Origin of the sequence: Kitasatospora sp. NPDC008115 (assembly GCF_042957205.1) — a bacterium.
Taxonomy (GTDB): Bacteria; Actinomycetota; Actinomycetes; order Streptomycetales; family Streptomycetaceae; genus Kitasatospora.
Window position 1 is genome coordinate 1 of record NZ_JBIBHU010000005.1, and the last position, 26602, is coordinate 26602.

Annotated in this window: 20 protein-coding genes; 8 read left to right on the forward strand and 12 right to left on the reverse strand. The window is 73.1% G+C overall.

Features of this window, described 5'->3' with window-relative positions; genetic code table 11:
• Nucleotides 1-123 precede the first annotated feature (123 nt).
• The 3 genes from ACFZBX_RS07980 to ACFZBX_RS07990 form a co-directional block, all read right to left on the reverse strand.
• Nucleotides 124-1995, reverse strand: coding sequence for a SpoIIE family protein phosphatase (locus ACFZBX_RS07980; RefSeq protein ID WP_391532101.1), 1872 nt, complete (start codon nucleotides 1993-1995; stop codon nucleotides 124-126).
• Between the two features lie 47 nt (nucleotides 1996-2042).
• Nucleotides 2043-2237: a DUF1918 domain-containing protein gene (locus tag ACFZBX_RS07985; protein WP_380294097.1), complete on the reverse strand. Its 195-nt coding sequence runs from the start codon at nucleotides 2235-2237 to the stop codon at nucleotides 2043-2045.
• A 174-nt stretch (nucleotides 2238-2411) separates the two neighbouring features.
• Complete coding sequence (locus ACFZBX_RS07990; protein WP_391532102.1) at nucleotides 2412-3152, reverse strand: TetR family transcriptional regulator; 741 nt, start codon at nucleotides 3150-3152, stop codon at nucleotides 2412-2414.
• 120 nt (nucleotides 3153-3272) lie between these two features.
• On the opposite strand from ACFZBX_RS07990, the gene ACFZBX_RS07995 reads away from it, so the two are divergent.
• Both ACFZBX_RS07995 and ACFZBX_RS08000 read left to right on the forward strand, forming a co-directional pair.
• Nucleotides 3273-3836: a hypothetical protein gene (locus ACFZBX_RS07995; protein WP_391532103.1), complete on the forward strand. Its 564-nt coding sequence runs from the start codon at nucleotides 3273-3275 to the stop codon at nucleotides 3834-3836.
• A gap of 148 nt (nucleotides 3837-3984) precedes the next feature.
• Nucleotides 3985-5325 (forward strand): GH1 family beta-glucosidase, encoded by a 1341-nt coding sequence (locus ACFZBX_RS08000; RefSeq protein WP_391532104.1) that lies wholly within the window; start codon nucleotides 3985-3987, stop codon nucleotides 5323-5325.
• A gap of 79 nt (nucleotides 5326-5404) precedes the next feature.
• Here the strand turns inward: ACFZBX_RS08000 and ACFZBX_RS08005 are convergent, their stop codons facing one another.
• On the reverse strand, nucleotides 5405-5632 hold the full coding sequence (locus ACFZBX_RS08005; protein ID WP_391532105.1) for a hypothetical protein: 228 nt from the start codon (nucleotides 5630-5632) through the stop codon (nucleotides 5405-5407).
• A gap of 502 nt (nucleotides 5633-6134) precedes the next feature.
• Between ACFZBX_RS08005 and ACFZBX_RS08010 the strand changes: the two genes are divergently transcribed.
• Nucleotides 6135-6338, forward strand: a complete 204-nt coding sequence (locus tag ACFZBX_RS08010) for a cold-shock protein (protein WP_045694210.1) — start codon at nucleotides 6135-6137, stop codon at nucleotides 6336-6338.
• 371 nt (nucleotides 6339-6709) lie between these two features.
• Complete coding sequence (locus ACFZBX_RS08015) at nucleotides 6710-8230, forward strand: DEAD/DEAH box helicase (RefSeq protein WP_391532106.1); 1521 nt, start codon at nucleotides 6710-6712, stop codon at nucleotides 8228-8230.
• Between the two features lie 341 nt (nucleotides 8231-8571).
• Here the strand turns inward: ACFZBX_RS08015 and ACFZBX_RS08020 are convergent, their stop codons facing one another.
• Complete coding sequence (locus ACFZBX_RS08020; RefSeq protein WP_391532107.1) at nucleotides 8572-8874, reverse strand: hypothetical protein; 303 nt, start codon at nucleotides 8872-8874, stop codon at nucleotides 8572-8574.
• Nucleotides 8875-9123: 249 nt separating this feature from the next.
• Between ACFZBX_RS08020 and ACFZBX_RS08025 the strand changes: the two genes are divergently transcribed.
• The gene (locus ACFZBX_RS08025) at nucleotides 9124-11877 is read left to right on the forward strand and encodes an ATP-binding protein (RefSeq protein ID WP_391532108.1); all 2754 of its coding nucleotides are present in this window, start codon (nucleotides 9124-9126) and stop codon (nucleotides 11875-11877) included.
• Nucleotides 11878-11950: 73 nt separating this feature from the next.
• On the opposite strand, the gene ACFZBX_RS08030 is transcribed toward ACFZBX_RS08025, so the two are convergent.
• On the reverse strand, nucleotides 11951-13111 hold the full coding sequence (locus tag ACFZBX_RS08030; protein WP_391532109.1) for an iron-containing alcohol dehydrogenase: 1161 nt from the start codon (nucleotides 13109-13111) through the stop codon (nucleotides 11951-11953).
• A gap of 112 nt (nucleotides 13112-13223) precedes the next feature.
• Between ACFZBX_RS08030 and ACFZBX_RS08035 the strand changes: the two genes are divergently transcribed.
• Nucleotides 13224-14141 carry a LysR family transcriptional regulator gene (locus ACFZBX_RS08035; protein ID WP_391532110.1) on the forward strand — a complete coding sequence of 306 codons (918 nt, stop codon included), beginning with the start codon at nucleotides 13224-13226 and terminating at the stop codon, nucleotides 14139-14141.
• Between the two features lie 314 nt (nucleotides 14142-14455).
• On the opposite strand, the gene ACFZBX_RS08040 is transcribed toward ACFZBX_RS08035, so the two are convergent.
• The 4 genes from ACFZBX_RS08040 to ACFZBX_RS08055 all read right to left on the reverse strand — a co-directional run bounded on the left by ACFZBX_RS08040 (nucleotide 14456) and on the right by ACFZBX_RS08055 (nucleotide 17708).
• Complete coding sequence (locus tag ACFZBX_RS08040; RefSeq protein ID WP_391532111.1) at nucleotides 14456-15214, reverse strand: choice-of-anchor P family protein; 759 nt, start codon at nucleotides 15212-15214, stop codon at nucleotides 14456-14458.
• Nucleotides 15215-15411: 197 nt separating this feature from the next.
• Nucleotides 15412-16824 (reverse strand): glycosyltransferase family 2 protein, encoded by a 1413-nt coding sequence (locus ACFZBX_RS08045; protein WP_391532112.1) that lies wholly within the window; start codon nucleotides 16822-16824, stop codon nucleotides 15412-15414.
• Nucleotides 16821-17426, reverse strand: a complete 606-nt coding sequence (locus tag ACFZBX_RS08050) for an archaeosortase/exosortase family protein (RefSeq protein ID WP_391532113.1) — start codon at nucleotides 17424-17426, stop codon at nucleotides 16821-16823. Before ACFZBX_RS08050 ends, ACFZBX_RS08045 begins: the two co-directional genes overlap by 4 nt.
• Nucleotides 17427-17510: 84 nt before the next feature.
• Complete coding sequence (locus ACFZBX_RS08055; protein WP_391532114.1) at nucleotides 17511-17708, reverse strand: hypothetical protein; 198 nt, start codon at nucleotides 17706-17708, stop codon at nucleotides 17511-17513.
• Between the two features lie 372 nt (nucleotides 17709-18080).
• On the opposite strand from ACFZBX_RS08055, the gene wecB reads away from it, so the two are divergent.
• Together wecB and ACFZBX_RS08065 are read left to right on the forward strand one after the other, a co-directional pair.
• Entirely contained in the window at nucleotides 18081-19256 is a 1176-nt protein-coding gene (gene wecB / locus ACFZBX_RS08060; protein ID WP_391532115.1) for a non-hydrolyzing UDP-N-acetylglucosamine 2-epimerase, read from the forward strand.
• A 308-nt stretch (nucleotides 19257-19564) separates the two neighbouring features.
• A complete protein-coding gene (locus ACFZBX_RS08065) occupies nucleotides 19565-24355 on the forward strand; it encodes a hypothetical protein (protein ID WP_391532116.1) in 4791 nt (1596 codons plus the stop codon).
• Nucleotides 24356-24616: 261 nt separating this feature from the next.
• Here the strand turns inward: ACFZBX_RS08065 and ACFZBX_RS08070 are convergent, their stop codons facing one another.
• Complete coding sequence (locus ACFZBX_RS08070; RefSeq protein WP_391532117.1) at nucleotides 24617-25894, reverse strand: nucleotidyl transferase AbiEii/AbiGii toxin family protein; 1278 nt, start codon at nucleotides 25892-25894, stop codon at nucleotides 24617-24619.
• Entirely contained in the window at nucleotides 25891-26598 is a 708-nt protein-coding gene (locus ACFZBX_RS08075) for a hypothetical protein (RefSeq protein ID WP_391532118.1), read from the reverse strand. Before ACFZBX_RS08075 ends, ACFZBX_RS08070 begins: the two co-directional genes overlap by 4 nt.
• Between the last annotated feature and the right edge of the window lie 4 nt (nucleotides 26599-26602).

Sequence of the window (26602 nt, forward strand, 5' to 3'; positions counted from 1 at the left end):
TGGCACGAGGGCCTTTCTGGTCGTAGGTGCAGATGTCGCAATCCACACCGAGCCAGAAGGCCCTCACTCATTTCAAGATCACCACACCGTGAACCGTGTCACCAACCTCCGTGGTCAGTACACCTAGCCTGCCGGTTCGGCGGAGGGGTTGCGGCGCAGGGCGAGGACCGTGAGGTCGTCCCGCCGGCGGCCGTGGCTGTGGCGGGTGACGTCCTCGTCGACGGCCGCCGGCAGCCGGTCCGGGGTGCGGTCGAGCAGGGCGCGCAACCGCTGCTCGACGGGGTAGAAGACACCGTCGCGGTCCGCCGCCTCGGTGACCCCGTCGGTGAACATCAGCAGCGTTCCGTCGTCGGGGAGGTCGAACCACTGGACGGTCCGCACCTCCCCGGCGAGGTCGGCGAGCCCGAGCGGCACGCCGGCCGCCAGCGGCACGGCCTCCGCGCGCCCGTCGGCGAGCAGGTACGGGGCGAGGTGGCCGCAGTTGACGGCCTGCACGCCGGCGCCGTGGTCGCGGTCCAGGCAGAGCACGGTCGCGGTGACGAAGCGCTCGGCCTCGCCACTCTGTGCCGCGTACTCGTTGTGCCGGACGACCGCGTTCTCCAGGGCGAGCGCGACGTCGGTGAGCGCGGGCTCGCGGAAGGCCGCCTCGCGGAAGGCGCCGAGCACGGCGAAGCCGGTGCCGATCGCGGGCAGGCCCTTGCCCTGGACGTCGCCGATGACGACCCGGGTGCCGTACGGCGTATCGGCGATGTCGTAGAGGTCGCCGCCGACCATGGCGTCCTCCTCGATCGGCCGGTAGCGGCCGTGCAGCAGCACGTCGGAGGTCAGCGCGGGCAGCGGGCGCAGGAGTTGGCGCTGGAGGGCGACGGCGCTCTGCCGCATCCGGTGGAGCTCGCGCTCGCGCCGGAGCCGGCGGGCGCAGAGCAGCACGGCGACGGCGGAGGCGCCGACGACGGTGGCCACCGTCAGCACCCGGCCGTTGATCGACTCCGGTGGGAAGTACGCCGAGCTGACGACGATGACGGCGGTGACCCAGAGCGCGGCGCCGATCGTCTGGGCGAGCGTGCCCAGGCCGGCCAGCAGGGCGGGGACGAACACCAGCAGCAGCACCAGTCGGGCGCTGGTGCCGCCCACCGCCTGCGCGCCCAGGACCAGCAGGGTGGCGCCGAGGACGGCCAGGACGACGGTCCGGTTGGTGGGCGCCCGGTGCGGCCCCCCGGAACCGGAGCCCGTGCGCGTGCCGTCATCGGCCATCCTTGCCTCCCAGGTGATCGTTTCCAGGCTCACCGCCCGGTGCGGCCCCCGCAACCGCGCCCGTTCCCGCGCTCGTTCCGGTTCCCGTTCCCGTTCCCGTTCCTGCTCCTGGTCCCGTCCCTCCCCGCGGGCCCGCCTTCGTCGGCTGCGCAGCAGGTGGCGGACCGCGAACAGCACGGCGACGGCGCCGAGCGCGACCAGCAGCCACAGCTGGTAGCGCACCGCCGTCCGCCAGACCGCGCCGACGTGGGCGCCGGCCAGGTACCCCACGCTCGCCCACACGCCCACCCAGAGCGCGGCGCCGAGCAGGTTGAACACCTGGAAGCGGGGCCACGGCATCCCGGTGGTCCCGGCGATGATGCCGTTGGTCTGCCGCAGCCCGTCGACGAACCGGGAGACCGTCACCACCTTGCCGCCGTGCCGCGCGAAGAACACCTCCGCGCGGGCCATCCGCTCCGGCGTGAGCAGCACGTACGGGCCCCAGCGGTGCACGAAGGCGCGGCCGCCGGTGGCGCCGATCAGGTGGCCCAGGGTGTTGCCGGCCACCGCCGCCGCGAAGGCGGTCGCCACCACGGCGGCGAAGTCCAGGTGACCGGTGCCCGCGAAGACGGCGGCCAGCACCAGGACGGTCTGCCCGGGCGCCGGGATCCCGCAGTTGTCGAGCAGTACGAGCAGGGCCACCGCCGGGTATCCGTACTGCTCCAGCAGCGGCGCCAGCGCCGCCAGCGGCCCCGGCAGCACGACTCACCGCCCCGGGCCGGACGGGCGCGGGGCGGTGGCCGGTGGCGTCAGCGGATCGCCTCGCGGGGTTCGATGTTGCAGTCCGGACCCGGGTAGACCAGGCCGGTGTGGCCGTCCTCGAAGCGGACCACGTACGGCGGTTGGCCGTCCTGGCCGCGCACCTCGACGATCTCGCCCTTCTGGTCGACCATGCCCACCGCCCGGCTGTGGATGTGGAGCTGGTCACCTACCGCTGCGTGCATGGTCTTGCTCCTCGGGGTGTGTGCGGACGGCGGGGACCGTCGGGCCGGCCGTCGCCGCCTTCCTCTGTCTCCACTGTGCTGCCCGCACGCCCGGCCCGCAACGGCTCGCCGGGGCCCACCGGCGGGGCTCCACCGGCGGGACTCCACACCGGGGCCCGGCGCCGGGGCGGTGGCTCAGGGCCGGCCGAACTGTTCGACGAGGTAGCAGCGGACCAGCCGCTTGCACTCGGCGATCATCGTCGGATCTCCCTGCGGGTCGCCGCGGAAGGCGAGCTTGAGCACCGCGTCCGCCGCCTCCAGGGCCACCCGCAGGCCGAGCGTGAGGGCCGCCGGGTCGGCCGCCGCGAAGAAGAGTTCGCCGCCGAGAGCCTGGAGCCGCAGCGCGACCGCCGTGTTGTTGTCCACCTCGCTGTCCAGCAGATACCGGCCGCTGCCGTCACCGTTGCCGTCGCCGCTGCCACTGCCGTCGTCGTTCGGCACGGCCGCTCCGCCGAGCCCGAAGTCCACCTGGCTGCCGAAGTCCATCTGCCCGAAGCCGGGGACGGTGCGCTTCATCGCGACGAACTCCTCCACCGCGAGGTCGGTGAACCCGTCCGGGCCGTCGGGGGCCTCGGAGCGCAGCCGGTCGTCGAGCCGGTGCAGATAGTGGTCGAGGTTGCGGCCGGCGAGCGCGGCGAGCAGGTCCTCCTTGCCGGCGAAGAACTGGTAGAGCGTGCCGATCGGCACTTGCGCGCGCTGGGCCACCTCCTTGGTGGTGAGCGCCGCCGCCCCGGCCTCGTCGAGCAGCGCGGCGCAGGCGTCCAGGATCCGCTCGTAGCGCTCCTGGCTGCGCTGCTGCACCGGCCGCCGCCGCCCGGTGCCGGTCCGCCCGGTGGCCGGGTGACTCGTCGTGTCCGCGCGCATGGGGCCGTTCATGGGGCCACTGTGCCCCATCCGCGGTTCGCCGGGCCAATCCCCGACCGCCGTTCGCGGCCGTCCGCCGCGCCCGCCCCCGCTAGGCTCTGCGCTGATCAACAGGGGCAGGGAGAGGAAGACATGGGCCAGAAGATCATCAGGTTCTCGGACCTGACCGGCAAGCACGCGGAGAACGACGACGACCTGGTGCGGATCGTCGTCCGCGAACACCCCGACCTGGTGGGCGGCCCGGTCGAGATCGAGGCGCTCCCGGGGGAACTGGCCGGCGTCACGGGGCTGGCGCTCGACCTGGTGACGGTCGAGCTGCACTACCCGAACGGCGACGAGCCGGAGACCGTCGTCATGACCGCCGAGGCCTTCGACCGCCTCGCCACGGCCACCCCGATGGCCGAGGTGCTGCGCGGCGCCAAGCGGGCCACCCGCGCCGTCCCCGCCCAGACCGCCCCGGCCGGCGCCGCGTCCACCCGCGAGCGGGTCAACTACGCGACCCTCGAACACGCCGGCCGCCCCCACAAGGGCCGCACCACCGACGCCGAGAAGCACCTCGTCCAGCAGCACCTGGACGAGATCAACGCCCGCCTCACCGCCGAGGGCACCCGCACCATCGACCTGGCCAACCCCGAACACGTCACCCGCTACGGCCTGGAGTCCCTCGCCCACACCCACGGCGCCACCCTCACCTGACCCCCGCCCCACCCCTCGGCGGCCCGGCACCTCCGCCGGTCCTGCCGATCCCGCTGATACCGGTGATCCCGCGGATCCGCTGGCATCCGGGCCGCCGACCACTAACATGAGCAGTCCTCACATTCCCGTGCCGAGGGGGACTGCAGCGATGCCGGACCGTTTCGACCTCCCGGCGGGATTCCGCTGGGGTGTCTCCACCGCCGCCTACCAGATCGAGGGCGCCGTCGACGAGGACGGCCGCGGCCCGTCCGTCTGGGACACCTTCGCCGCCCGCCCCGGCGCCGTCCGCGACGGCCACACCGGTGCGGTGGCCTGCGACCACTACCACCGCTGGCCCGAGGACATCGAGCTGCTCCGGGGCCTCGGCGTGGACGGCTACCGCTTCTCCATCGCCTGGCCCCGCATCCAGCCCACCGGCGCCGGCCCCGCCAACCCGGCCGGCCTCGCCTTCTACGACCGCCTCGTCGACGCCCTCCTCGCCGCCGGCATCACCCCGCTGCCCACCCTCTTCCACTGGGACCTCCCGCAGGCCCTCGAAGACACCGGCGGCTGGCTGAACCGCGACACCGCCCACCGCTTCGCCGACTACACCGCCGCCGTCGCCGACCGCCTCGGCGACCGCGTTCCCGCCTGGATCACCCTCAACGAGCCCTTCGTGCACATGGTCTACGGCTACGCCCTCGGCATCCACGCCCCCGGCCGCACCCTGATGCTCGACGCCCTCCCCGCCGCCCACCACCAACTCCTCGCCCACGGTCTGGCCGCCACCCTCCTCGACGAGCGCGGCCACGACGTCCTCATCGCCAACAACCTCACCCCCGTCTGGCCCGCCTCCACCGACCCCGCCGACCTCGCCGCCGCCCAGGCCTACGACGCCCTCCACAACCGCCTGTTCACCGACCCCCTCCTCCTCGGCCGCTACCCCGACCTCTCGGACTTCGGCACCGGCCCCGACCTCCACGGCACCGTCCGCCCCGGCGACCTCGACCTCATCACCGCCACCCCCCTCACCGGCCTCGGCGTCAACTACTACAACCCCACCCGCGTCGGCGCCCCCACCGACCCCGCCCTCCCCTTCACCCTCCTCGACATCCCCGAAGCCCCCGCCCACACCACCTTCGGCTGGCCCGTCCTCCCCGAGGGCCTCCACGAACTCCTCCTCCACCTCCGCGACATCTACCCCGACACCCTCCCCCCGATCACCATCACGGAGAACGGCTGCTCCACCCCCGAACCCACCGACGACCCCACCCGCATCACCTACCTCGCCACCCACCTCGACGCCGTGGCCGCCGCCATCACCGACGGCGCCGACGTCCGCGGCTACTACACCTGGTCCCTCCTCGACAACTACGAATGGGCCGAGGGCTACCACCAGCGCTTCGGCCTCGTCCACGTCGACTTCGGCTCCCGGAAGCGGACGCCGAGGGCCTCGTACGCCTGGTACCGCGACCTGATCGCGGCCCATCGTGCTCGTTGTGCGCGGTAGTCGGCAGCCATCTGCCGCGCAGCGTGCGGCCGCTCGGGACTCTCGAAGGCCGACCGGGCCGGTATGCCCGAATCGGGCGTCAGAGCGCGTAGAGCGTGCTGTACGGCGGGGTGACGCGTGCCTGCTGCGATCCGAAGTCGACGAGCACGGCGGTGTCGCCGTCGTCCTCGACGCCGATGACCCGGCCGAGGCCGTACCTGTCGTGGGTGACCCGGTCTCCGACGGCGAAATGCTTGCGGGGGGCCTCCGGCGGGACCTTGAAGGGGCTGTGCGGCAGTGGGCGGCGGGCTGCTGCGAATTTTTTCATCCCCTCCAGTATGCGCCGGAAATCGCGGGAGTGGGCCCTTTCGGTGCACTCGGGGTCGTGTGGGTCGCAATGCCGCGGGTGCCGCTCGGTACGCCCTTAAGCGGTGTCGGCGCGCGGCGTGATCACTTGTGCGGTGGCCGTCGAGGCGAGGGCCGCCCCCGCCGCGCCTGTGGGGATCATCCTTTCGGGTGCTCGGTGCCGACACCTCGCGGACGCGCCAACAGGACTGCTGCCGGGGCGTGTTGATGGCCATGGCGGCTCCGGCGCGGCGGCCCCGGGGGCGCCTCCTCGAAATCGGGGGCGAAACATTCGCCCGCTGCGCGCTTGGGCCTGCTACAGTCGTTTTTGTTGCAGTAGTGGTTCCCATGAACTTTGTGTGCGCCTGCTGATGTATTTGCAGGCGCATTTTTGTTTCCCGGCTCCTGCCGGGTGGGTGCTTCCCGCGGCGACTCGGAGCGTGCGCTGTGCGCGGTTCGGACAGCCCCTTGAAGGAGATTTTTTAATGGCTAATGGCACCGTGAAGTGGTTCAACTCGGAAAAGGGCTTCGGCTTCATCGAGCAGGAGGGTGGCGGCCCGGACGTCTTCGCCCACTACTCGAACATCAACGCCAACGGCTTCCGTGAGCTGCTTGAGGGCCAGAAGGTCGAGTTCGACGTCACGCAGGGCCAGAAGGGCCCGCAGGCCGAGAACATTCGCCCGCTGTAGTTCCTTCTGCCACGGCACCCGCCAAGCAGCGAGGGGCCCGCACCGCGCACACGCCCGGTGCGGGCCCCTTGGCATCGCGGCGGACGCGGCCCCCGGGCCGCTCAGCCTCCCCTGGCCCCGTCGGCGGCGGCCCCCCTGCGCGAGACGCGCGGCGCCGCGTCCCGACCGGTGCCCTGCCGTGGCCGCGCACGGTTCGAGGCTCTTCGCTCCCGCTCCGCCCGGTGAGCGCCGACCGTCGGTGACGCGCCGCACGGTTCCACCGTCCACGGCTGCGACCGTCACACTTTCGGCCCGTTCCCTTGCGGTCTCCGCCGGCGCTTCGCGCCACGGGGCCTTCCTCGTGACGTGCCGCCCCGAGGAAGGTCTCCCGCATGAACCACTCCAGTCGCTCCCCGCACCGGAACGTGGGCTCCCGCTCCGGCGACAGCCCCGTCCGCGGGGTCCGGCCCGCCCAGGGCCGGCGCCCCTCCGGCCGCCCCTCCGGCCGCAGCGCCGGACGGGGCCCGTCGGCGCAGGGCGAGTTCGCGATGCCGGTGAGCACCACCCCGGCCCTGCCGCCCGCCGCGTCCTTCGAGGAACTGGACATGCCGAAGGCGCTGCTGCCGGTGCTGGCCCGCCGGGGCGTCACCTCGCCGTTCCCGATCCAGGCCGAAACCCTGCCGAACTCGCTGGCCGGCCGTGACGTCCTCGGGCGAGGCCGCACCGGCTCCGGCAAGACCATCGCGTTCGGCCTCGCCGTGCTCGCCCGCACCGCCGGGCACAGGGCCGAGCCGCGCCGTCCGCTGGCCCTGGTGCTGGTCCCGACCCGCGAGCTCGCGCAGCAGGTCACCGAGGCCCTCACCCCCTATGCCCACGCGGTGCGCCTGCGGATGGCGACCGTGGTGGGCGGGACGTCGATGAGCCGCCAGGCATGGGTGCTGAACCGTGGGGCGGAGGTCGTGGTCGCCACCCCGGGCCGGCTCAAGGACCTGATCCAGCGGGGTGACTGCCGACTCGACGGGGTCGGTGTCACCGTGCTCGACGAGGCCGATCAGATGGCCGACATGGGATTCCTGCCGCACGTCACCGAGCTCCTTGAGCAGGTCGCCGAAGGCGGTCAGACGATGCTGTTCTCTGCGACCCTGGACCGCAACGTCGACCGCCTGGTGCGGCGCTTCCTCAAGGACCCGGTAACCCACTCGGTGGACCCGTCCGCAGGAGCGGTCAGCAGCATGAAACACCACGTGCTGCACGTGCAGAACGCCGACAAGAACGCCACGATCGCCCACATCGCGTCCCGCGACGGCAGCGTGATCATGTTCACCGATACCAAGCACGCCGCGGACCGTCTGGTGGAGGACCTGCTCGCGAACGGAGTGAAGGCCGCGGCCCTGCACGGCGGCAAGGTCCAGGCGCAGCGCACCCGCACGCTGGAGCAGTTCCGCACCGGCCAGGTGACCGCGCTGATCGCGACCAACGTCGCCGCCCGCGGTATCCACGTCGACGGGCTCGACCTCGTCGTCAACCTGGATCCGCCGGGCGACCACAAGGACTACCTCCACCGGGGCGGCCGCACGGCCCGGGCGGGCGAGTCCGGCACCGTCGTCACGCTGGTGCTGCCGAACCAGCGCCGCGCGATGGCCCGGCTGATGGCGACGGCCGCCATCACCCCCGTCACCACCAGGGTCAGTGCCGGCGGCGAGGACCTGGCCCGCATCACCGGCGCCCGCGTGCCCACCGGCCTCCCCACCGTGATCCCCGACCCCGTCGTCGAGCGGCCGCGCCGCAGCCCGTCCGCGCGTCGCACCCGCCCCACCCACACCTCGGGCGACAGGCGGGCCGCCTCCGGTCGCGACAACCAGGACCCCTCCGGCCGCCGCCGGGCGCCCCGGCGAGCCACCCCCACCGCGTAGCGCGGCCGGCCCCGGCTCGCGCTGCGAACGGGCCCGCGGATGACCACCGATGGCTACCGGGCCACCGCGCCCCGGGTCCCCCGGGCCCCGGTCCGGCCGCCTCGCGCCCGCCCCGCGGGACCGGCCGCTCGTCGACGCCATGGCCGAACTGTGCACCGAGGTCGTCGAGGAGGGGGCCGCCGACCTCCTCCTCGACGACTTGGCAGAACACCGCCACGGATTGAGCGACAGCCCGTTCGACGGGCCGAGGGCTACCACCGACGCTTCGGCCTCGTCCGGCGCCGCACCTCCGGGGCCTCCCGCCGGACGCCGCGAGCCGATCGCGGCTCGCTGCGGGCGGGCTACACGGTGCTGGCGATCCAGCCGATGGTTTCGAGGGTGTGGGGGCCGTCGGAGAGGGCGGAGCCGCGGCCGACGAGTTCGTTCATGCGGATCTTGAAGCCGGTGGTGGTGACGTCGGCGAGCCGGAGGCCGGGGGTGTCGGGGCCGTTGAAGGTCTGGACGAACGGCACCACGATCACCTCCGAGCCGGCCGGGAAGGGGGTGGGGAAGGTGACCTGGGTGAAGGTGGAGGTGCCCCCGCCGCTGAGCGCCGAGCGGCTGGTGGAGTCGAGTTGGAGCGTGCCCGTCTGGATCATGCTCATGGTCTCCGCCTTTCGTTGCCGTCCCGTGCGGGACTTGCAGGGGAGTTGCCCGCATTGATCCGCGTTTAGAGCACAAGTCGCCGATATGGGCGAACTGTTCGCGTGCGACTTGTCAAGGGGGGCGCGCAGGGGTAGTCCCGGGCCAGTGAGGCGTACGGCAACCGGCGGCTTGTCAAGCCCGCACCGGATCCGGCCGTTCGGCAGTAGCCTCGGCGGTGGTAACGACGGCCTTGGAAAGGCGAATTGGAGGTGGCCGTGGCCCGGGGTGGGGACGGGGACGGCGTGGCCGGTGGGGACGGCGGTCCGCTGCACGAGCGGGAGTCCGAGATCCGGTCGGCCAGGCAGGCGGTCCGGGCGCTGACCGGGCCCGGCGGGACGGGGCACGGTGAACTGCTCGTGTACACCGGCGCGGCCGGGCTGGGCAAGACCGCGGTGCTGACCGAGGTGCGGCGGGAGGCGAGACGCGCGGGGTGCACCGTGCTGTTCGCGAGGGGCGGCGAGCGGCAGCGCCACGAGCCGTTCCGGGTGGTGCGCCAACTGGTGCGGCCGGTGCTGACGGCGCTGGCCGGCGAGGAGCGGGCGCGGGTGTTCGGGCCCTGGGAGGACATCGTCGGCCCGGCGGTGGGACTGCAGCCGCCGGGAGGACAGCTCGACCCGCAAGGCGTGCGGGACGGACTGGACTTCGTGCTCACCGGCCTCGTCCAGCGGCGCTCGCCGGTGGCCGTGATCGTCGACGACCTGCACTGGGCCGACCCGGAGTCGCTCGCCTGGCTGGCCAGCTTCGCGGTGGGCGCGCGGGAGTTGCCCGTCCTGCTGGTGCTCGCCTGCCGCGACGAGTTCCCCGACGACGCGCTGGCGCTCCAGCGCGGCCTCGTCGGCCGGGCCGACCGGCGGCACGAACTGCGCCCGCTGAGACCGGCGTCGGTCGCGCGGCTGGTCCGCGCCGCGCTGGGCGCGGGGGCGGAGGACGCCTTCTGCCGGCACGTCTGGGCGGTCACCGCCGGCAACCCGTACGAGACCACCGCGCTGCTGCGCGAGGTGGCCGGCCAGCGGCTCGACCCGATCGAGGAGAGCGCCTCCCAGCTGCGTGAACTCGCCGCCGGGACCAGGGGGATGACACTGCGGCACTGGCTGGACCGGATCGGCCCGACCGCGGTGCGGTTCGCCTGGGCCGCCTCCATGCTGGGCACCGACATCCGCCCCGACCTCGCCGCCGTCATCTGCGCCCAGGGCCCGGAGACCGCCGCCGAGTCCGTGCGCGAGCTGCGCCGGCACGGCGTGCTGGTCGCCACCGCGGGCGGACGGCTGGAGTTCGTCCACCCGCTGATCGCCACCTCGGTCTACCGGTCGATGCCCGCCGCCACCCGCACCGGGATGCACGGGGTCGCCGCCGTCGAGACCGAGAACGCCGGCCTCGGCCTGCTGACGGCCTCCCGGCACCTGCTGGAGACCCTGCCCGAGGGGGACCCCGCCATCGTGGCCAAGCTGCGCCAGGCGGCCCGCGAGCACCTCGCCATCGGTGCGCCCGAGGCGGCCCAGCGCTGCCTGCGCCGCGCCATCAGCGAACCGCCCGCCGCCCCCGACCGGGCCGAGGTGCTCTACGAACTCGGCTGCTCGGCCCTGCTCACCGACCCGGCGACCACGGTCAACCAGCTGCGCCTGGCGCTCGCCGACCCGTACGGGCTGAGCCCGGAGCGGCGGATCGACGCGATCTTCCGGCTCGCCCAGGCCCTCGCCCACAGCAACCGGCTCGGCGACGCCGCCGCGGTCTGCGCCGACGAGGCCGCCCGCACCCCGCCCGGCCCGGGCCGCCTGCGCCTGGAGGTCGCCCACTTCATGTTCGCCGCGTTCCAGTCGGAGGACCCGGACGGCCCGGGCCGCTCGCGCCGGCTGGCGGAGTTCGACCGGATGCTCGCGACCGTCGGCCTGGCGTTCAGCGACCTCGCGGCGGGCGGCGGGACGTCGCCGGAGGAGGCCGTCTTCGAACACACCGGCCTGGCCCACGCGGTGGCCGTGCTGCGCTGCTGGGACCTCACGCTGCGCGGCGCGGACCGCGAGGAGGCGATCGCGCTGGCCGACTCCGCGCTGCCGGGCGGCCGGCTGCCCCGCAGCCTCGGCTGGACCAACACCGTCTGGGGCTTCGAACTGCCCGGGATCCTCGGCATCAGCTACCTCTACGCCGACCGGGTCGACCGGGCGGAGGAACTGTTCACCGAGGCGGTCCGCGCCTACGAGGTCGCCGGGTGGAGCGGCGGCCACCTCGGCTTCGCGTACCTGCTGACCGGCATGCTGCGGTTCCGCTGCGGCGCCCTCGCGGACGCGGAGGACTACCTGCGCCGCGCCCTGCGGATCGCCGAACGGATCGGCCCGGGTGTCCCGTTGCACTGGGACGCGGTCGGCGCGCTGGCCGAGACCCTGGCCGCGCGCGGCCGGGTGCCCGAGGCCCTGGAACTGGCGCGCGAGCACGCCTTCGGCCCGCCGTACCCGACGGTGATGGTGCTGCCCGACGCCCCCACCCTGTACGGCCGGCTCCTGCTCGCCCGGGGCGACACGGCCGGCGCGACCGCCGCACTGACCGCCGCCGGCGAGGCGTTGGACGCGCGCGGCTGGCGCAACACCGTGTGGGCGCCGTGGCTCGGCCACCTGGCGCGCGCGATCGCCCCCGACCAGCCGGACCGCGCCCGCGACCTCGCCGAGGAGGCCGTCCGCCGGGCCCGGGCGACCGGCACGGACTCGGCCATCGGCAGCACCCTGCGGCTCTGCGCGGCGGTGCACGAGGGACCGCGCGCGGCCGACCTGCTCACCCAGGCCGTCCGGCACCTGGAACGCTCACCGGCCCGCTACGAGCACGCGCTCGCCCTGGTCGACCTGGGCGAGTCCCTGGGCCCCGCCCCGGCCGCCCGGACCACCCTGGCCCGCGGCCTGGAACTGGCCGCCCACTGCGGCGCCGAGGCCCTGGCCACCCGCGCCGGAATCCTCCTGCAAACGGTGGCGACGGGCTGACGGGCTGGCGGGCTGGCGGGCCGGACGGTCGTCGAGCGCGTGATGTGGTGCGGCACCGCCGAAGCCGCCGGGGTCAGGCGTAGATCCCCGCGTAGAGGTCCTCGATCTGGGCGGCGGTGGGGACGGCGGGGTTGTTGGCGGGGGAGCCGGAGGCGAGGGCCTGGGTGGCCATGAGGGGGGTGAGGCGGGTCCAGGCGTCCTGGGGGATGCCGTAGCCGCGGGGGGTGGGGACGTGGAGGTCGTGGCAGAGGGTGCGGAGGGCGTCGACGAGCTTGTCGGCGGCGGTGGCGTCGGGGTCGGCGGCGGTCGCGGCGCCCAGGGCGCGGGCGCAGTCGGCGTAGCGGGCGGGGGCCGCGTGGACGGAGAAGGCGGTCACGGCGGGGAACAGCATCGCGTTCGACAGGCCGTGGGCGACGTGGAAGTGGGCGCCGATCGGGCGGCTCATGCCGTGCACCAGGGCGACGCTGGAGTTGGAGAAGGCGATGCCGGCCTGGGTCGCGGCGAGCATCATGGCCTCGCGCGCCTCGGCGTCCGCGCCGTTCGCGTAGGCGCGGCGCAGGTGACGGCCGATGGTGGTGATCGCGGTGAGGGCGAGGCCGTCGGAGAAGGGGTTGGCCCTGCGGCTGACGTAGGCCTCGACGGCGTGGGTGAGCGCGTCGATGCCGGTGTCGGCGGTCAGCCGGGCCGGCATCGACATGGTCAGCTCCACGTCGACCACGGCGGCGATCGGCAGGAACGCCGGGCCGGGACAGAGCATCTTCTCGTCCGTCGCGCTGTCGGTGATGACGGTGAACCGGGTCGCCTCCGAGCCGCTGCCCGCCGTGGTCGGGACGGCGATCACCGGCAGCGCGGGCCCGTGGTTGACGCGCGGCGCCTTGTAGTCGCTCATCCGGCCGCCCTGCACGCCCAGCAGCGCGAGGGCCTTGGCGCTGTCCATCGGGCTGCCGCCGCCGAACCCGATCACCGAGTCCGCCGCGTGGTCCTTCAGCGCCGCGATGCCCGGGACGAGGGAGTCGGTGGTCGGGTCCGGCACGGTGTCGGCGAACACCCGCGGGTGCAGCCCGGCGTCGGTCAGCGTCGCCGTCAGGCGCTCCGCCGCACCGCTCGCGACCAGGAACGCGTCGGTGACGACGAGGGGGCGGCTCAGCCCCAGTTCCTGGAGGACGTCGCCCAGTTCGGCGGCGGCGCCGCGGCCGATGCGCATGATCCGCGGCAGGGAGAGGCCGGCAACCATGGGGAACCCCTCGGTGGTGGGAATGGGGCTTCGACTCTGGCGCCGGCGCGGGTGTGCGTTCAATCGCCAATCGTGCAGACCGGGTGTGCGCGAATGCAGATACGCTGATCCGGTGCCCCCCAGTTCCCGCCCGCTCGGCGACCGGCTCCGCGCGGACGACCTCCGCCACCTGCTCGCGGTCGCCCGGACCGGGCGCCTGGTGAGCGCCGCCGACGCGCTGGGCGTGGACCACACCACCGTCTCCCGCCGCATCGCCGCACTGGAGAAGGGCCTCGGCGTGCGGCTGATCGAACGCGGCACGGAGGGCTGGGCCCTCACCGACGCGGGGAAGGCCGTCTGCGAGAGCGCCCAGGCGATCGAGGACGCCCTCGCCCGCGCCGTCGACGCGGTCTCCGGCCAGGACGCGCCCTCGCTGCACGGCACCGTCCGGGTCAGCGCGCCGGACGGCTTCGGCACCGTCTTCGCCACCCCGGCGCTGACCAGGGTGCGCCGGCGCCATCCCCGCTTGCAGGCCGAACTCATCACGGCGACCAGGCAGTTGCCGCTGCGCCCGGCCGGCTTCGATCTCGCCGTGACGATCGGCAGGCCGCCGCGGAGCCGGCTGGTCACCGAGCACCTCACCGACTACGCCCTCGGGCTGTACGCGGGGGAGGAGTACCTGGCCCGGCGCGGGGCCCCGGGCACGGTCGGCGAGTTGCGGGAGCATCCGTTGGTCTTCTACATCGAGTCGATGCTCCAGGTCGGCGATCTCGACATCGAACGCCATCTGCCGGGCGTCACCACCGCGTTCTCCTCCACGAACGTCTTCGCCCAGGTCGAGGCCACCCGGCTGGGCGCCGGCGTCGGGGTGCTGCCCGCCTTCCTCGCCGAACGGGCGGGCCTGCGGCGGCTGTTGGCCGAGGAGGTCGACATCCGGCTGCCGATCACCCTCGCCGTACGGCGGGAGGCGGTGACCCGGCCCGCCGTCCGGGCGGTGCGCGACGCCCTGCACCAGGAGGTCGCCGACCGCGCCGCCGAACTTCTCCCGTAGCGGCCCGGGGGAGTGCCCGGACGGTATCGGCCGGCCGGTTTGTCGAATTCACCGACCGGCCGCGGCCCGCCGCGTCCGGTGATGGTGTCCCGGTCGTTCTCCGAGGGATTCGAGGAGGTGCCGGCCGGGATTCGCGAACGGCGCAGCCGGTAGCGCTCGCTCGCTCGCACGCACACCGCCGCGAATTCCGGCCAGCGGGAGTGAGGGAGAAACGCCGTCAGTTCCCGCTCCTGGAATGGGGCCGGACCCGGGGGCGGCGCCCGACCCGCGGCGGGATCGGGTCGGGGCCGCCCTCGGGCCCGCTCGGAGACCGGTCAGCCGGCGGCCGGGGTGGTCGCGTTGCCGCTGTTGCGGCGGCGCAGGTAGACGATGCCGAGACCGGCGGCCAGCACGGTGGCACCGGTCGCGGAGGCGACCTGGGCGTTGATCATGGGAATCGGGACGGCCGGCGGCGCGCCTCCGCATTCGGCGTGACCGATGATCAGGTTCGCGCCGTTGAGGGCCGGCAGCAGGGTGAAGTGCACGGCGTTGACGCTCAGGACACCGTCGGCGTCGGTGGTCTGCTCGTTGAGGACGACCGTGCCGATGCCGGGGATGCTGACCGAGGTGTTCGCGGGGGCGTTGGCCTGAAGGGTGACCGGGGGCAGCGGGAACGGCAGGGTGACGGTGCCACTGGCGATGGTTCCGGACCCGGTGGCGCCGTTGGGGGTGGCGTTGCAGGTGGAGTTGATGCCGGTCAGGGCCGCGCTGCCGAGCGGGCCGAAGTCGACGCCGAGGCTGTCGACGGTGGCGCTCGCGGAGGAGGTTCCCGTGGTCGGGTCGCCCGCGGTGGTCGCCGTCAGGGTGTCGTTGGTGGCGAACGGGCCGGCCGAGAGGCCGACCAGGGTGGTGGTGCCGCCGGGCGGATAGGTGGAGGTGGGGGTCGGCGGTACGGAGGCCAGACCGCCGAACGCGTCGGCGGAGACGACGTAGGCATAGGCCTCGGGGGAGGTGAGCGCGGCGTACGCCGGGCCTGCCACCGAGGTCAGGATGGCGGCGGCGAGCGCGGACCCGGCCAGGAAACGGGTGCGCATGCGTGTTCTCACAGGGGGGCCTTTCTTGCGGAAGGGGGTTGGCGGAGGGGCACATCCAGATTGCGCACCCGGCGTCATATATGTGTGATTTTCGTACGCTTCGTGGGGGTGTTTCCCGGATTTCCCCCGCGCGGCCCATCGGCGGACACCGGCGAGCACCGGCGGACACCGGCGGGCACCGGCGAGCCGGCCGACCGTCAGAAAGCGGCGTTCCGCCCGCCGGAACCGACCGGCTCGCCCAGGTCGCCGAGATCGACGAGGTCGATGGGATCGACGTGCGGCGGCAGCGCGGTGCGGGCGGTCTTGTGCCAGGAGTCCTTGCGCCGCAGGATGCGCCAGAACGCGCGGACCGCCACGACGTACGTCGCGGCGGCGTAGAGGGCCAGCGCGAGGCCGTAGCCGACGGCGGCGCGCAGGCTGATGCCCGGCTCGCACCGTCGGCGGTACAGCGGCCCCCAGAGCGCGAACTCGCCGACCCCGATCAGCAGGTAGATCAGCAGCAGCGGTGCGCCGCCGTGCTGGAGGAAGTCCAGCGTGAACTCCGGATAGGTGGCGGCGTTGTAGGAGAACGCGAGGATCGGCACCAGGTAGGCGACCAGGCCGACGAGCTGCAGCCAGGGCTGGGCCATGAAGTACAGGACCTCCAGGAACCCGAGCGTGGTGAACTCCCGGGAGCCCCAGATCGAGCGCATGTAGCGGGCGCACTGCATCGAGCCCTGGGCCCAGCGCACCCGCTGGGTGAGCAGTTGCCGCATGTTCCACAGCGCCTCCTGGTCGACCCAGGCGTCGGTGGTGTAGCCGTTGCGCCAGCCGGCCAGCATCAGCCGCAGGCCCAGCTCGAAGTCCTCCAGCAGGGCCCGGCCCCACGGCCGGCCGTTGTCGAGCCCGATGGAGTCCAGGGCCGCCAGCCGGGTGAGCTGGCCGTTGCCGCCGACGTTGACGGTGCCGGTGCGGCGCCGGGTGATCTGCATGGCCGAGATCGGCCCGCGGAACTCCAGGTCCTGGAGGCGGGCCAGCAGCCGGGCGCAGCGGTTGGCGATCCGCCCGCGTCCGGGCAGTGGGGTGGCGACGTCGCGGTTGGACATCCGGACCTCGACCTGGACGGCGCCGATCCGCGGATCGCCGAAGTAGGCGTCGCCGGCGCAGACCTCGAACATGTTCGGGGCGGGGCGGCCGTCGGCGTCCAGGACGCAGACGATCACCCGGTCGGGGTCGCTCCCGGACCACGGCTCGGCGTTCATGGCCTGGTAGGCGGCGTTGAGCGCGTCGCCCTTGCCGGTCCGCGCCTCGGGCAGCCGCCGGGAGACCAGGTGCACCGGCCAGCCGGCCCGCGCCCGGGCCCGGACCAGTTCGGCGGTGCCGTCGGTGGAGTGGTCGTCGACCACCCACACGGTGGCCTGCGGGAAGTGCCGGTCGAGGTGGTCGAGGGTGGTGCCGATGACGGCCTCCTCGTCCCGGCAGGGGATGAAGAAGTGCCACTCGAAGGCGGTCGGGTCGCCGGACGGCAGGGAGCGGGAGCGCAGGTAGTTGCGCACGATGACCGCGACGTAGGCCAGGAAGCTGACGCCCAGGACGAAGGAGAGCGAGACCGAGGTGTCGAGGAGGGTCACTGTTCGCGCTCCTCGCCGTCACGGCCGGGCCTGCGGGCGATGATGCGCAGGTAGACCAGGAACGCGGCGAGCGCGGCGGCCATCATCAGGACCGAGCCGAGCAGGACGTGCGCCCAGTCGAAGCCCGCCTGGCCGTGGTGGTGCTGCATGGCGACGATCAGGGTGAGGCGGCCGAGGTTGGTGGCCACCAGCATGGCGGCGGCCACCGCGAACGCCAGCAGCAGCCGCACCGGGCGGCGGGTGCTGAAGAGCAGCAGCAGACCGGTCAGCAGCGCGAACGGGGCCGTCAGCATGGCGGTGCTGCAACCGGCGGTCAGCGCGATCCCGCGGTGCAGGCCGGCCTCGGTGCCCGCGTAGAGGACCGGGGCGCTCGGGCCTGCCAGCAGCAGCGTGCGGAGGCCCAGCAGGTGCTCGACCAGCCACGCCGCCGAGGTCAGCTCCTGGTGGCGGTAGAAGTGCTCGCCGGCGACGAGCATGCCGCTCGTGCCGAGCAGCACGGGGCCGAAGAACCGGCCGAACAGGGTGGTGCGGCCCGCCACGGGCCTGCGTCGGCGGGTCGTCCAGGACGACGACCCGGACAGCGAAGAGGTCTCAGTGGTCACAGCGGCACTCCCGGGACGATGGGCAGGAAGCGGGGCCGCCGCGCAGAAACGATTCTCTACGGCGGCCCGCGCTCGTGGAACGGTTCACCCTTGGCCGCGCGCCTGGCGGTCCGGTTCCCGGGCGTCCGCGGCCAGCCGGCCGCGGCGGATCATCGCGACGCCGGTGACCACCATCACCACCGCGACGGCCGCCGCCAGCCCGAGTCCGGGCGTTCCGGTGGCGGCCAGTGCTCCGCCGACTCCGGCCGCCGGCGGGATCCCGCCGTGAATGTGTCCGTACACGAGGATTCCTCCATCTCCACCAGGTGGCCGACGCCGCTCGGTGGTGCCGGCCGGGACTCCCGATGGTGCTGGCCCGCCGCCACCGGAAGGATGACGCCACGCGCCGTCCGGCGGTGAATCCACCCGCACGCCGCATCCCGCGGAACGCGCCGGAGACGACCCGCCGGCATTCCCGCGGCGCCGGTACCGCCGAATTCCGGGAGGGGTCGGCCGGAAGCGAATGCGGACCGTTCGACCGGGGCCCGGTCCGAGTGAACATTGGGCCGTCAGGGGGACGTTGTCGAATTCCGGGCGGAATCGCCGCATTCGGCGGCCACGCCGTGTCAATACTGCATCAATCCCCCCCTTGGCCCATATCACATTCGGAGAACTATGCCTTCCGCCGAGATCGCCCTGGTCTTCGGAACCCGGCCGGAAATCGTCAAGCTCGCCGGCGTCGCCCGCCGTCTCGGGCCGCAGGCGAGGATCGTGTGGACCGGTCAGCACTGGGACGCCGGTCTCACCACCTGCTTCTTCGAGCAGTACGGCCTGCCCCGCCCCCACCACCTCCTCAACGGGGTCGGCGGCGAGGCCCGCGGCCAGCAGATCGGCCGCATGGTCGCCACCCTCAGTGACCACTTCACCAAGCGCCCCCCGGCGGCCGTCGTTGTCCAGGGGGACACCAATACCGCCGCCGCCGGCGCCCTGGCCGCGCACTGCGCCGGTGTCCCCGTCGTCCATGTGGAGGCGGGTCTGCGCTCGTTCGACAACGACATGCCCGAGGAGGCCAACCGCCGCATCATCGCGCCCGTCGCGGACCTGCACTGCGCCCCGACCCCCACGGCCGCCGCCCACCTGCTGCGCGAGGGAATCGAAGCCGAAAGGGTCCTCATCACCGGGAACACCGTCGTCGAGGCGACGCTGGAGACGCTCCCCACGGACGCCGACGCCCAGGGACTGCTCGCCCGGCACGAGGTGACCCGGGACGCCTATGTGCTCGCCACCGTTCACCGCCCGGAGAACACCGACGATCCCGCGCGGCTGGCCCAGCTCCTAGACCAGCTCGCCGCCATCGACCCGCCGGTCCTGATGCCCCTGCACCCGCGCACCCGGGCCGCCATCGACCGGTACGGGCTGCGCCGCTCGGTCGACCGGCTGCGCCGGATCCCACCGCTCGACCACGCCACCTTCCTGGCCCTGGCCCGGCACTGCCGACTGCTCGTCTCCGACTCCGGCGGCGTGCAGGAGGAGTGCACCGTTCTCAAACGCCCCCTGATCGTGGTCCGCAACTCCACCGAGCGCCCCGAGGCGATCCGGGCCGGCTTCGCCCGCCTGGCCCAGCCCGGGCACCAACTCGCCTGCGCCTTGCGCGAGATGCTCGCCGACACCGCGATCGCCGGCCGGCTCGCCCGCATCCCCTCCCCGTACGGCGACGGCGGTGCCAGTGCCGACATCGTCGCCGCCGTCCGCGATCGCTACCTCTCCGCCGGCCACCGGCCCGGCCCCCAGTTGCCGGCACCCGGCCACACCGCCGACCAGGCGCTCACGGCCACGGCCCAGCGGTTCTGAGAACCGGCCGATCTGCCGGCCCGTCGGCTTCGGCAGGGGTGCGGACCTGACGGGGCGACGGCGCGCGCACGCACCACCCGGTGCGGCCGTCGCCCCGTCGTCGTTCCCGCGCCCCGGGGCCCGACTGACGCGGCGTCCGGGTGACGGTGAGCCAGGTCGGCTCGGTCGCGTCCCCTGATGGGCCAGGTGAGGGTCCACCAAGATGACAGATAGTAATTTTATGTGCACATATTGTTTCCATGACAAGAGACCTTCGCGGTCCGTCCCGGCTTCTGACGCGGGCGGCCCGCCTTGTGACGACAGCTACCGTGCTGGGAGTCCTCAGCGCCGGCCTCGCCGGACTGCAGGCCCGGGCCTTACCATCACCCCCGCCACCGCCGGTCGGCACCGGTCAGCGGGTCCTGGCCGGCACGCCGCTGCTCCAGGAGACGTTCACCGGGGCCACCGCGGACCCCCGTTTCACCGCCGTAGGCACCGCCTGCCTCACCGGCGCGCCCGCCGGCGCGTTCTCTGCGGGCAACCACCCGCTCACGGGCTGCCCGCTCATCGAGATCGGCCCGGTGCCGCCGGTCAACGGCGCGCCGCACGGATACCTCCAGATCACCGACTCCGGCTTCGACGAGGCCGGCGCCGTCCTGTTCGACCAGGCGCTGCCCGCCGGCAACGGCCTGGACGTCTCCTTCGACCAGTGGCAGTACGGCAGCACCACACCCGCCACCCCGGCCGACGGCATCTCCTTCTTCCTGGTCAACGGCGACACTTCGCTCACCCACCCCGGCGCCTTCGGCGGCAGCCTCGGCTACGCCCAGAAGCTGCCCGACGACAATGCGAGCCTCCCCTTCCTTCCCGGCGTCGACCGCGGCTACCTGGGCGTGGGCCTCGACGTCCTCGGCAACTACTTCGGCGACTGGGAACACCGCGGCAACGGCTGCCCGACCCGCTCGCCGGCCGGGACCGGCTTCCGCATCCCCGCACCCGGCCGGAACATGGTCACCGTCCGCGGCCCCGGTGACGGCACCACCGGTTACTGTTTCCTGACCGCGACCACCAGCAACTTCACCACCAGCGGCCCCTGGCCCTCCACCCTGCCGGGCAACCTCCAGGGCACGCTGACGGTGATGCCGCCGTTGGCGACCCCGGCGCAGGCGGAGACCCTGCTGGAGCCCTCCCGCCGCCGGGTGAACGTGCACCTGACCCCGGCGCCGTCGCCGGTCCTGACGGTCAGCGTCGACTTCAACGACGGCACCGGCATGCACCAGGTGCTGTCCACCCCGGCGCCCCAACCGGTGCCCTCCACTTACAAGTTCGGCTTCGCCGGGTCGACCGGCGCGTTCACCGACGTGCACCTGATCCGCAACGTGGTCGTGAGCACCGACCAGCCGCTGCCGGCGCTGAACCTGGTCAAGCAGGTCCGCCAGCCGCTGCCCGGGCTCATCACCGTCGGCACGCCGCTGCAGTACGACTTCGTCGTCACCAATTCCGGCAACGTCGCCATCACCAACCTGGGCGTCACCGACCCCAAGGTCGGGCCGGTCAGCTGCCCGGTGTCCACGCTGGACCCCGGTGAGACCGTCACCTGTACGGCCACCTACCTGGTGACCGCCGCCGACGCGCAGGCAGGCCAGGTGGCCAACACGGCCATCGCCGGCGGAACCGCCGACGGCAACCCGGTCGAATCGCCGCCGTCCTCGGAGAACGTGCCGGTGGTCGCACCGCCGGGCATCAACCTCACCAAGCAGGTCGACGCCCCCGGACCGTTCGCGGTCGGGGCCGTCGTGCCGTACAGCTACGTGGTCACCAACACCGGCGGAATCCAGGTGGACGCCGTCAACGTGACCGACGACAGGATCACCGGCATCACCTGCGACGCCACCACGCTGGCCCCCGCCGGCAGCCCCGGCGACAGCACCGTCTGCCACGGCACCTACACCGTCACCCAGGCGGACGCCGACGCCGGTCAGGTCACCAACAACGCCCTGGCCACCGGCACCGCCAACGGAAACCCGGTCACCTCCCCGCCCGCCCAGGCCACCATCCCGGTGGTGTCCACGTCGAGCCTGGGCCTGACGAAGCAGGCGAGCACGGCAGGTCCGGTGAACGTGGGCGACACCATCACCTACACGTACACGGTCACCAATACGGGTACGACGACGCTGAACAGCCTGACCGTCAACGACGACCACGTCACGCCGGTGACGTGCGCGGCGACCACCCTCATTCCCGGGCAGTCGACGACCTGCACCGGCAGCTATGTGGTGACCGCCGCGGACGCGGTGGCGGGCTACATCACCAACGTGGCGACGGCGGACGCCCTCAACCCGCAGGGCCTGCCGGTCGAGAGCACGCCGGCGGAGGTCACGGTGCCGGTGGTGCAGGAGGCGAGCCTGTCGCTGACGAAGCAGGCGGGCACGCCGGGTCCGGTGAACGTGGGCGACACGGTCACGTACACGTACACGGTGACGAACACGGGCACCGCTGCCGTGAACAGCCTGACCGTGGTGGACGACAAGGTCTCGCCGGTGACGTGTGCGGCGACCTCGCTCGCGTCCGGGGAGACCACGACGTGCACTGGTAGCTATGTGGTGACGGCTGTGGACGCGGTGGCCGGGAGCGTGACGAACGTCGCGACGGCCAACGCCGTTGACCCGCAAGGTCAGCCGGTGGTGAGTCCGCCGGCGCAGGAGACGGTGCCGGTCGTGCAGGAGGCGAGCCTGTCACTGGCGAAGCAGGCGAGTACTCCGGGTCCGGTGAACGTGGGTGACACCATCACGTACACGTACACGGTGACCAACACCGGTACGGCGGCGGTGCACAGCCTGACCGTCATCGACGACCTCGTGACCCCGGTGACGTGCGCGGCGACCTCGCTGGCCGCCGGGGAGACCACGACGTGCACCGGTACGTATGTGGTGACGACCACGGATGCGGTGGCCGGGCACGTCCTCAACGTCGCCACGGCGAGCGCTCTCGACCCGCAGGGCGAGTCGGTGGTGAGCCCGCCGGCGCAGGAGACGGTGCCGGTCGTGCAGGTGGCGAGCCTGTCGCTGACCAAGCAGGCGAGTCCTCCTGGCCCGGTGAACGTGGGCGACACGATCACGTACACCTACACGGTGACCAACACCGGTACCGCGACGGTGAACAACCTGGTCGTCACGGACGACCGCGTGTCGCCGGTGACCTGTGCGGCGACGACGCTGGCCGCCGGGCAGAGCACGACGTGCAGCGGCACGTACGTGGTGACGGCGGCGGACGCGATCGTCGGCCACGTCACCAACGTCGCGACGGCGAACGGCCTCGACCCGCAGGGCCAGCCGGTGGCGAGCCCGCCCGCGCAGGAGACGGTCGAGGTGACGGCGGTCGCCGTCCTCGCCCTGACCAAGCAGGCGAACACCCCGGGCCCGGTGAACGTGGGCGACACCATCACGTACACGTACACGGTGACCAACACCGGTACCGCCACGGTGAACAACATGACCGTCACCGACGACCTCGTGATCCCGGTGACGTGCGGGGCGACCTCGCTGGCCCCCGGCGAGAGCACGACGTGCACTGGTAGCTATGTGGTGACGACCGCGGACGCGGAGACCGGCCACGTCCTCAACGTGGCGACGGCGAACGGCTTCGACCCGCAGGGTCTGCCGGTGGCGAGCCCGCCCGCGCAGGAGGAGGTGCTGGTCACGCAGGTCGCGGGCCTGTCGTTGACGAAGCAGGCGAGCACGGCGGGGCCGGTGAACGTGGGTGACACGGTCACGTACACGTACACGGTGACGAACACGGGTACTGCTGCTGTGAACAGCCTGACGGTCTCCGATGACCGTGTGTCACCGGTGACTTGTGCGGCGACTTCGCTGGCTGCCGGGCAGAGCACGACGTGCACCGGCAGTTACGTGGTGACCGCTGCGGATGCTGCGGCGGGTAGCGTGACGAATGTTGCGACGGCGAGTGCGCTGGATCCGCAGGGTCAGCCGGTTCAGAGTCCGCCGGCGCAGGAGACGGTGCCGGTCGTTCAGGCTGCGAGTTTGTCCCTGGCCAAGCAGGCGAGCACTCCGGGTCCGGTGAACGTGGGTGACACGATCACGTACACGTACACGGTCACTAACACCGGTACTGCTGCTGTGAACAGCCTGACCGTCGCCGATGATCGCGTCTCGCCGATCACCTGCGCTGCGACGACCTTGGCCGTCGGTGAGAGCACGACGTGCGCCGGCAGTTACGTTGTGACGACTGCGGATGCGGTGGCCGGTAACGTGACGAATGTTGCGACGGCGAATGGTCTGGATCCGCAGGGTCAGCCGGTTCAGAGTCCGCCGGCGCAGGAGACGGTGCCGGTCGTGCAGGCCGCCAGCCTGTCCCTGGCCAAGCAGGCGAGCACTCCGGGTCCGGTGAACGTGGGTGACACGATCACCTACACCTACACGGTCACCAACACGGGTACGGTCACGGTGAACGGCCTGGCCGTCACCGACGACCGCGTCTCGCCGATCACGTGTGCGGCGACGACGCTGGCCGCCGGGCAGAGCACGACGTGCACCGGTGGCTACGTGGTCACCGAAGCGGATGCCGCGGCGGGCAGCGTCACGAACAACGCCACGGTGAGCGGTCTCGACCCGGAGGGCCGGCCGGTGGTGAGTCCGCCGGCGCAGGAGACGGTCCAGGTGGCGACCGAGTCGAGCCTGTCCTTGACCAAGCACGCCGACAGGCCCGGTCCGGTCTACGTCGGTGACACGATCACCTACACCTACACGGTCACCAACACCGGCACGACCACGCTGACCGATCTGACCATCAGCGATGACCATGTCTCGGACGTCACCTGCGCCGAGACGACGCTGGCCGCCGGGCAGAGCACGACCTGCACCGGTACCTATGTGGTCACCGAGGACGACGCCAAGGCCGGCCACGTCACCAACCGTGCGACCGCGAACGCCCTCGACCCGAACGGCCGGCCCGTTCAGAGCCCGCCCGTCGAGCTCTGCATCACCGTCGAGGAATGCCCGCCGCACGGCGGCGACTACAAGGCCGGGAGGCCCGAGTACTTCGAGTACATCGATCACTACGACCACTTCCGCTACTTCGGCTACCCGGCTGAGGCCGCGTGACCGGTGAGCGATCCGGGTCGATAGCCGGCCCGGGTCCGGCACCAGGCTCGTCGCCGCCTTCCCGGCGGCGGCGGACGGTGCCTCCCGGGTACCTCTCCCGCCATGTCGCACGGCCGCCCCCTCCGCACCTCCGCTCCGGCGGGGCACTGCACGGGCGAACCGATGACGACCTGGCCTTGCCCCCAACCGCAGCGGCCCCACCGGCGATGTGTCCGGTGGGGCCGCTGTTGCGCTTGGATTCCGGTGGTGCGGCTCAAGAGGTCAGGGCGTGTCGGACAGCTCGGCGGCGTACTGGTCGGCGACCTCTGCCAGGTTCTGGAGATGCCGGTTCGGGTGGCCGTGGTCCCCCAGGGTGCGGCGGGCGGCGGCGAGGTCGCCGTCCAGCAGTTCGCAGAGGACCACCAGGGCGTTGGACGGGGGCATGTGGTGCTGGATGATCCACCGCTGAACGGCGGCCATGCCCTCGCGGGCCAGGAGTTCGCGCAGCTTCCCGATGACCGGCGCCAGCCACTCGGCCCGCAGGGCGTACTCGCCGCGGCCGGCGAAGGTGGCGGAGAGTCCGGCCAGCAGTTCGGCCGGGTGGTCGTCGACCGGTTCGGCGAAGCCGGGGTAGTCCTTGGCGAACTCGTCCCAGTCGGCGTCGAGTTCGGCGATCTGCCGGGGGAGGACCGGCCACCGGGCGTGGCTCTCCTCGGAGCGGGTGAACACCTCGCGCAGCAGCGCGTAGGGAAGCTCGGTGGTGCGCGAGAGCAGCAGCGCGTCGTAGAGGTCCTTGCCCTGCGGATGGCTGTCGGAGACCAGCCAGAGGATCTTCCAGGCCAGCGAAAGCTGCCGGGTCGCGGCGAGCAACGGTCCGCTCACGCCCGGGAGTTCGCAGGGTTCGGGCGGGGCGGGCAGGTGCTCGGTGAAGACGAAGTCCAGCTGGACGGTGCCGCCGGGCAGGCCGGGGGCCGTCCAGGGCAGTACCAGCCGGCGCCCGGGGACCCGGCCGTACGTCCAGATGTCGTCGTCGAGGGCCCGGTCGGCGTGCAGCCGTAGGCCGCCGGAGGGTGCCGTCGTGACGGACAGCGCCTCGGCGCCGGCGGCGAGTTCGGTGAGCATCCGGCCGGTGCGCGCGTCCTCCAGCTGCCAGTCCGTGGGCTGCACCACGAAGTCCAGGTCGCCCGGCTCCCGGGCCTGTTCGCCGTACCAGGCGCGCAGCAGGATGCTGCCGCGCAGCACCAGGTGCCGGGCCCACGGCGAGGCGGCGACGGCGGACAGCACGGTGTTCAGCGCCTCGCGCCGGGCGGCGAGCCAGCGTTCGGCGAGCCGGGGGTCGGTGAAGGCGGGTTCGCTCGGCCGCAGGGCCCGGCTGTACCCGGCGAGCGCGGGGTCGAAGACCGGCTGCTGGCGCACCGCCTCGTCGTCGATCGGCAGGATGGACCGGGGCAGGTCCCGATCCTCCCGGACGTCCTCCGACGGGGGCCGTCCGGGCAGCGAGAGGCCCTCCCAGGGCCCGTATTCGAGGTCCTCCCAGGCGAGGGGGCGTTCCGTGGTCATCGGGCATCTCCTTCGGCGGTGCGGTCGTGCTCGGTCAGCCATCCGGCGTCCAGTGCCTCGTCGCTGTCGACGGCGACGAACTCGCGTTCCACGGAGAGGATCCGGTGGCCGTCGTCGCGCAGCCCGGCGAGCAGCGCGTCCAGGCGGTGGCCGGCGGTGGCCAGGCCGGCCCGGCGGCACCGCTGGGTGACGAACCACTCGCGGTGGCCGTCCTTCCGTACCCGGCGCGGGTTGTGGGACAGGTGGGCGCCGTGCCGGACGGCGAGGCCGGCGAGCGTCGGCGCCGGGGCGGGCCCGGGCAGCAACAGCTTGACGTGGTGCTCGAAGTAGCGTGCGGGCCCGTGTGCGGTGGCGTCCTCGTCCGTGGCCGGGACGCCGAGGGCCCACGGCGTGGCCTCGATCTTGGTGCGCAGCACGGCGAACCCGGCCCCGGCCAGTTGCTCCGCCGTCCGGGCGGTCGTCGCGGCGACCTCGTCCAGCGTCCCGGCGGCGCGCAGGGTGAGCATCGGCTGGGAGGGGGCCGCGCCACGGGCCAGCAGGATGTGGGTGAACTTCAGGCCGTGGTCGGCGGCCCAGGCGGCCAGTGCCTCGGCGGCGCCCGGCCGCACGGTGAGGTGCACCTCGAAGTCCCCCCGGAGGCCGGGCAGGGGCGAGGCGCCGTCGGGGTGCCGGTCGGGGCGGGTGGCGGGGCGGGTGGCGGGCATGGAG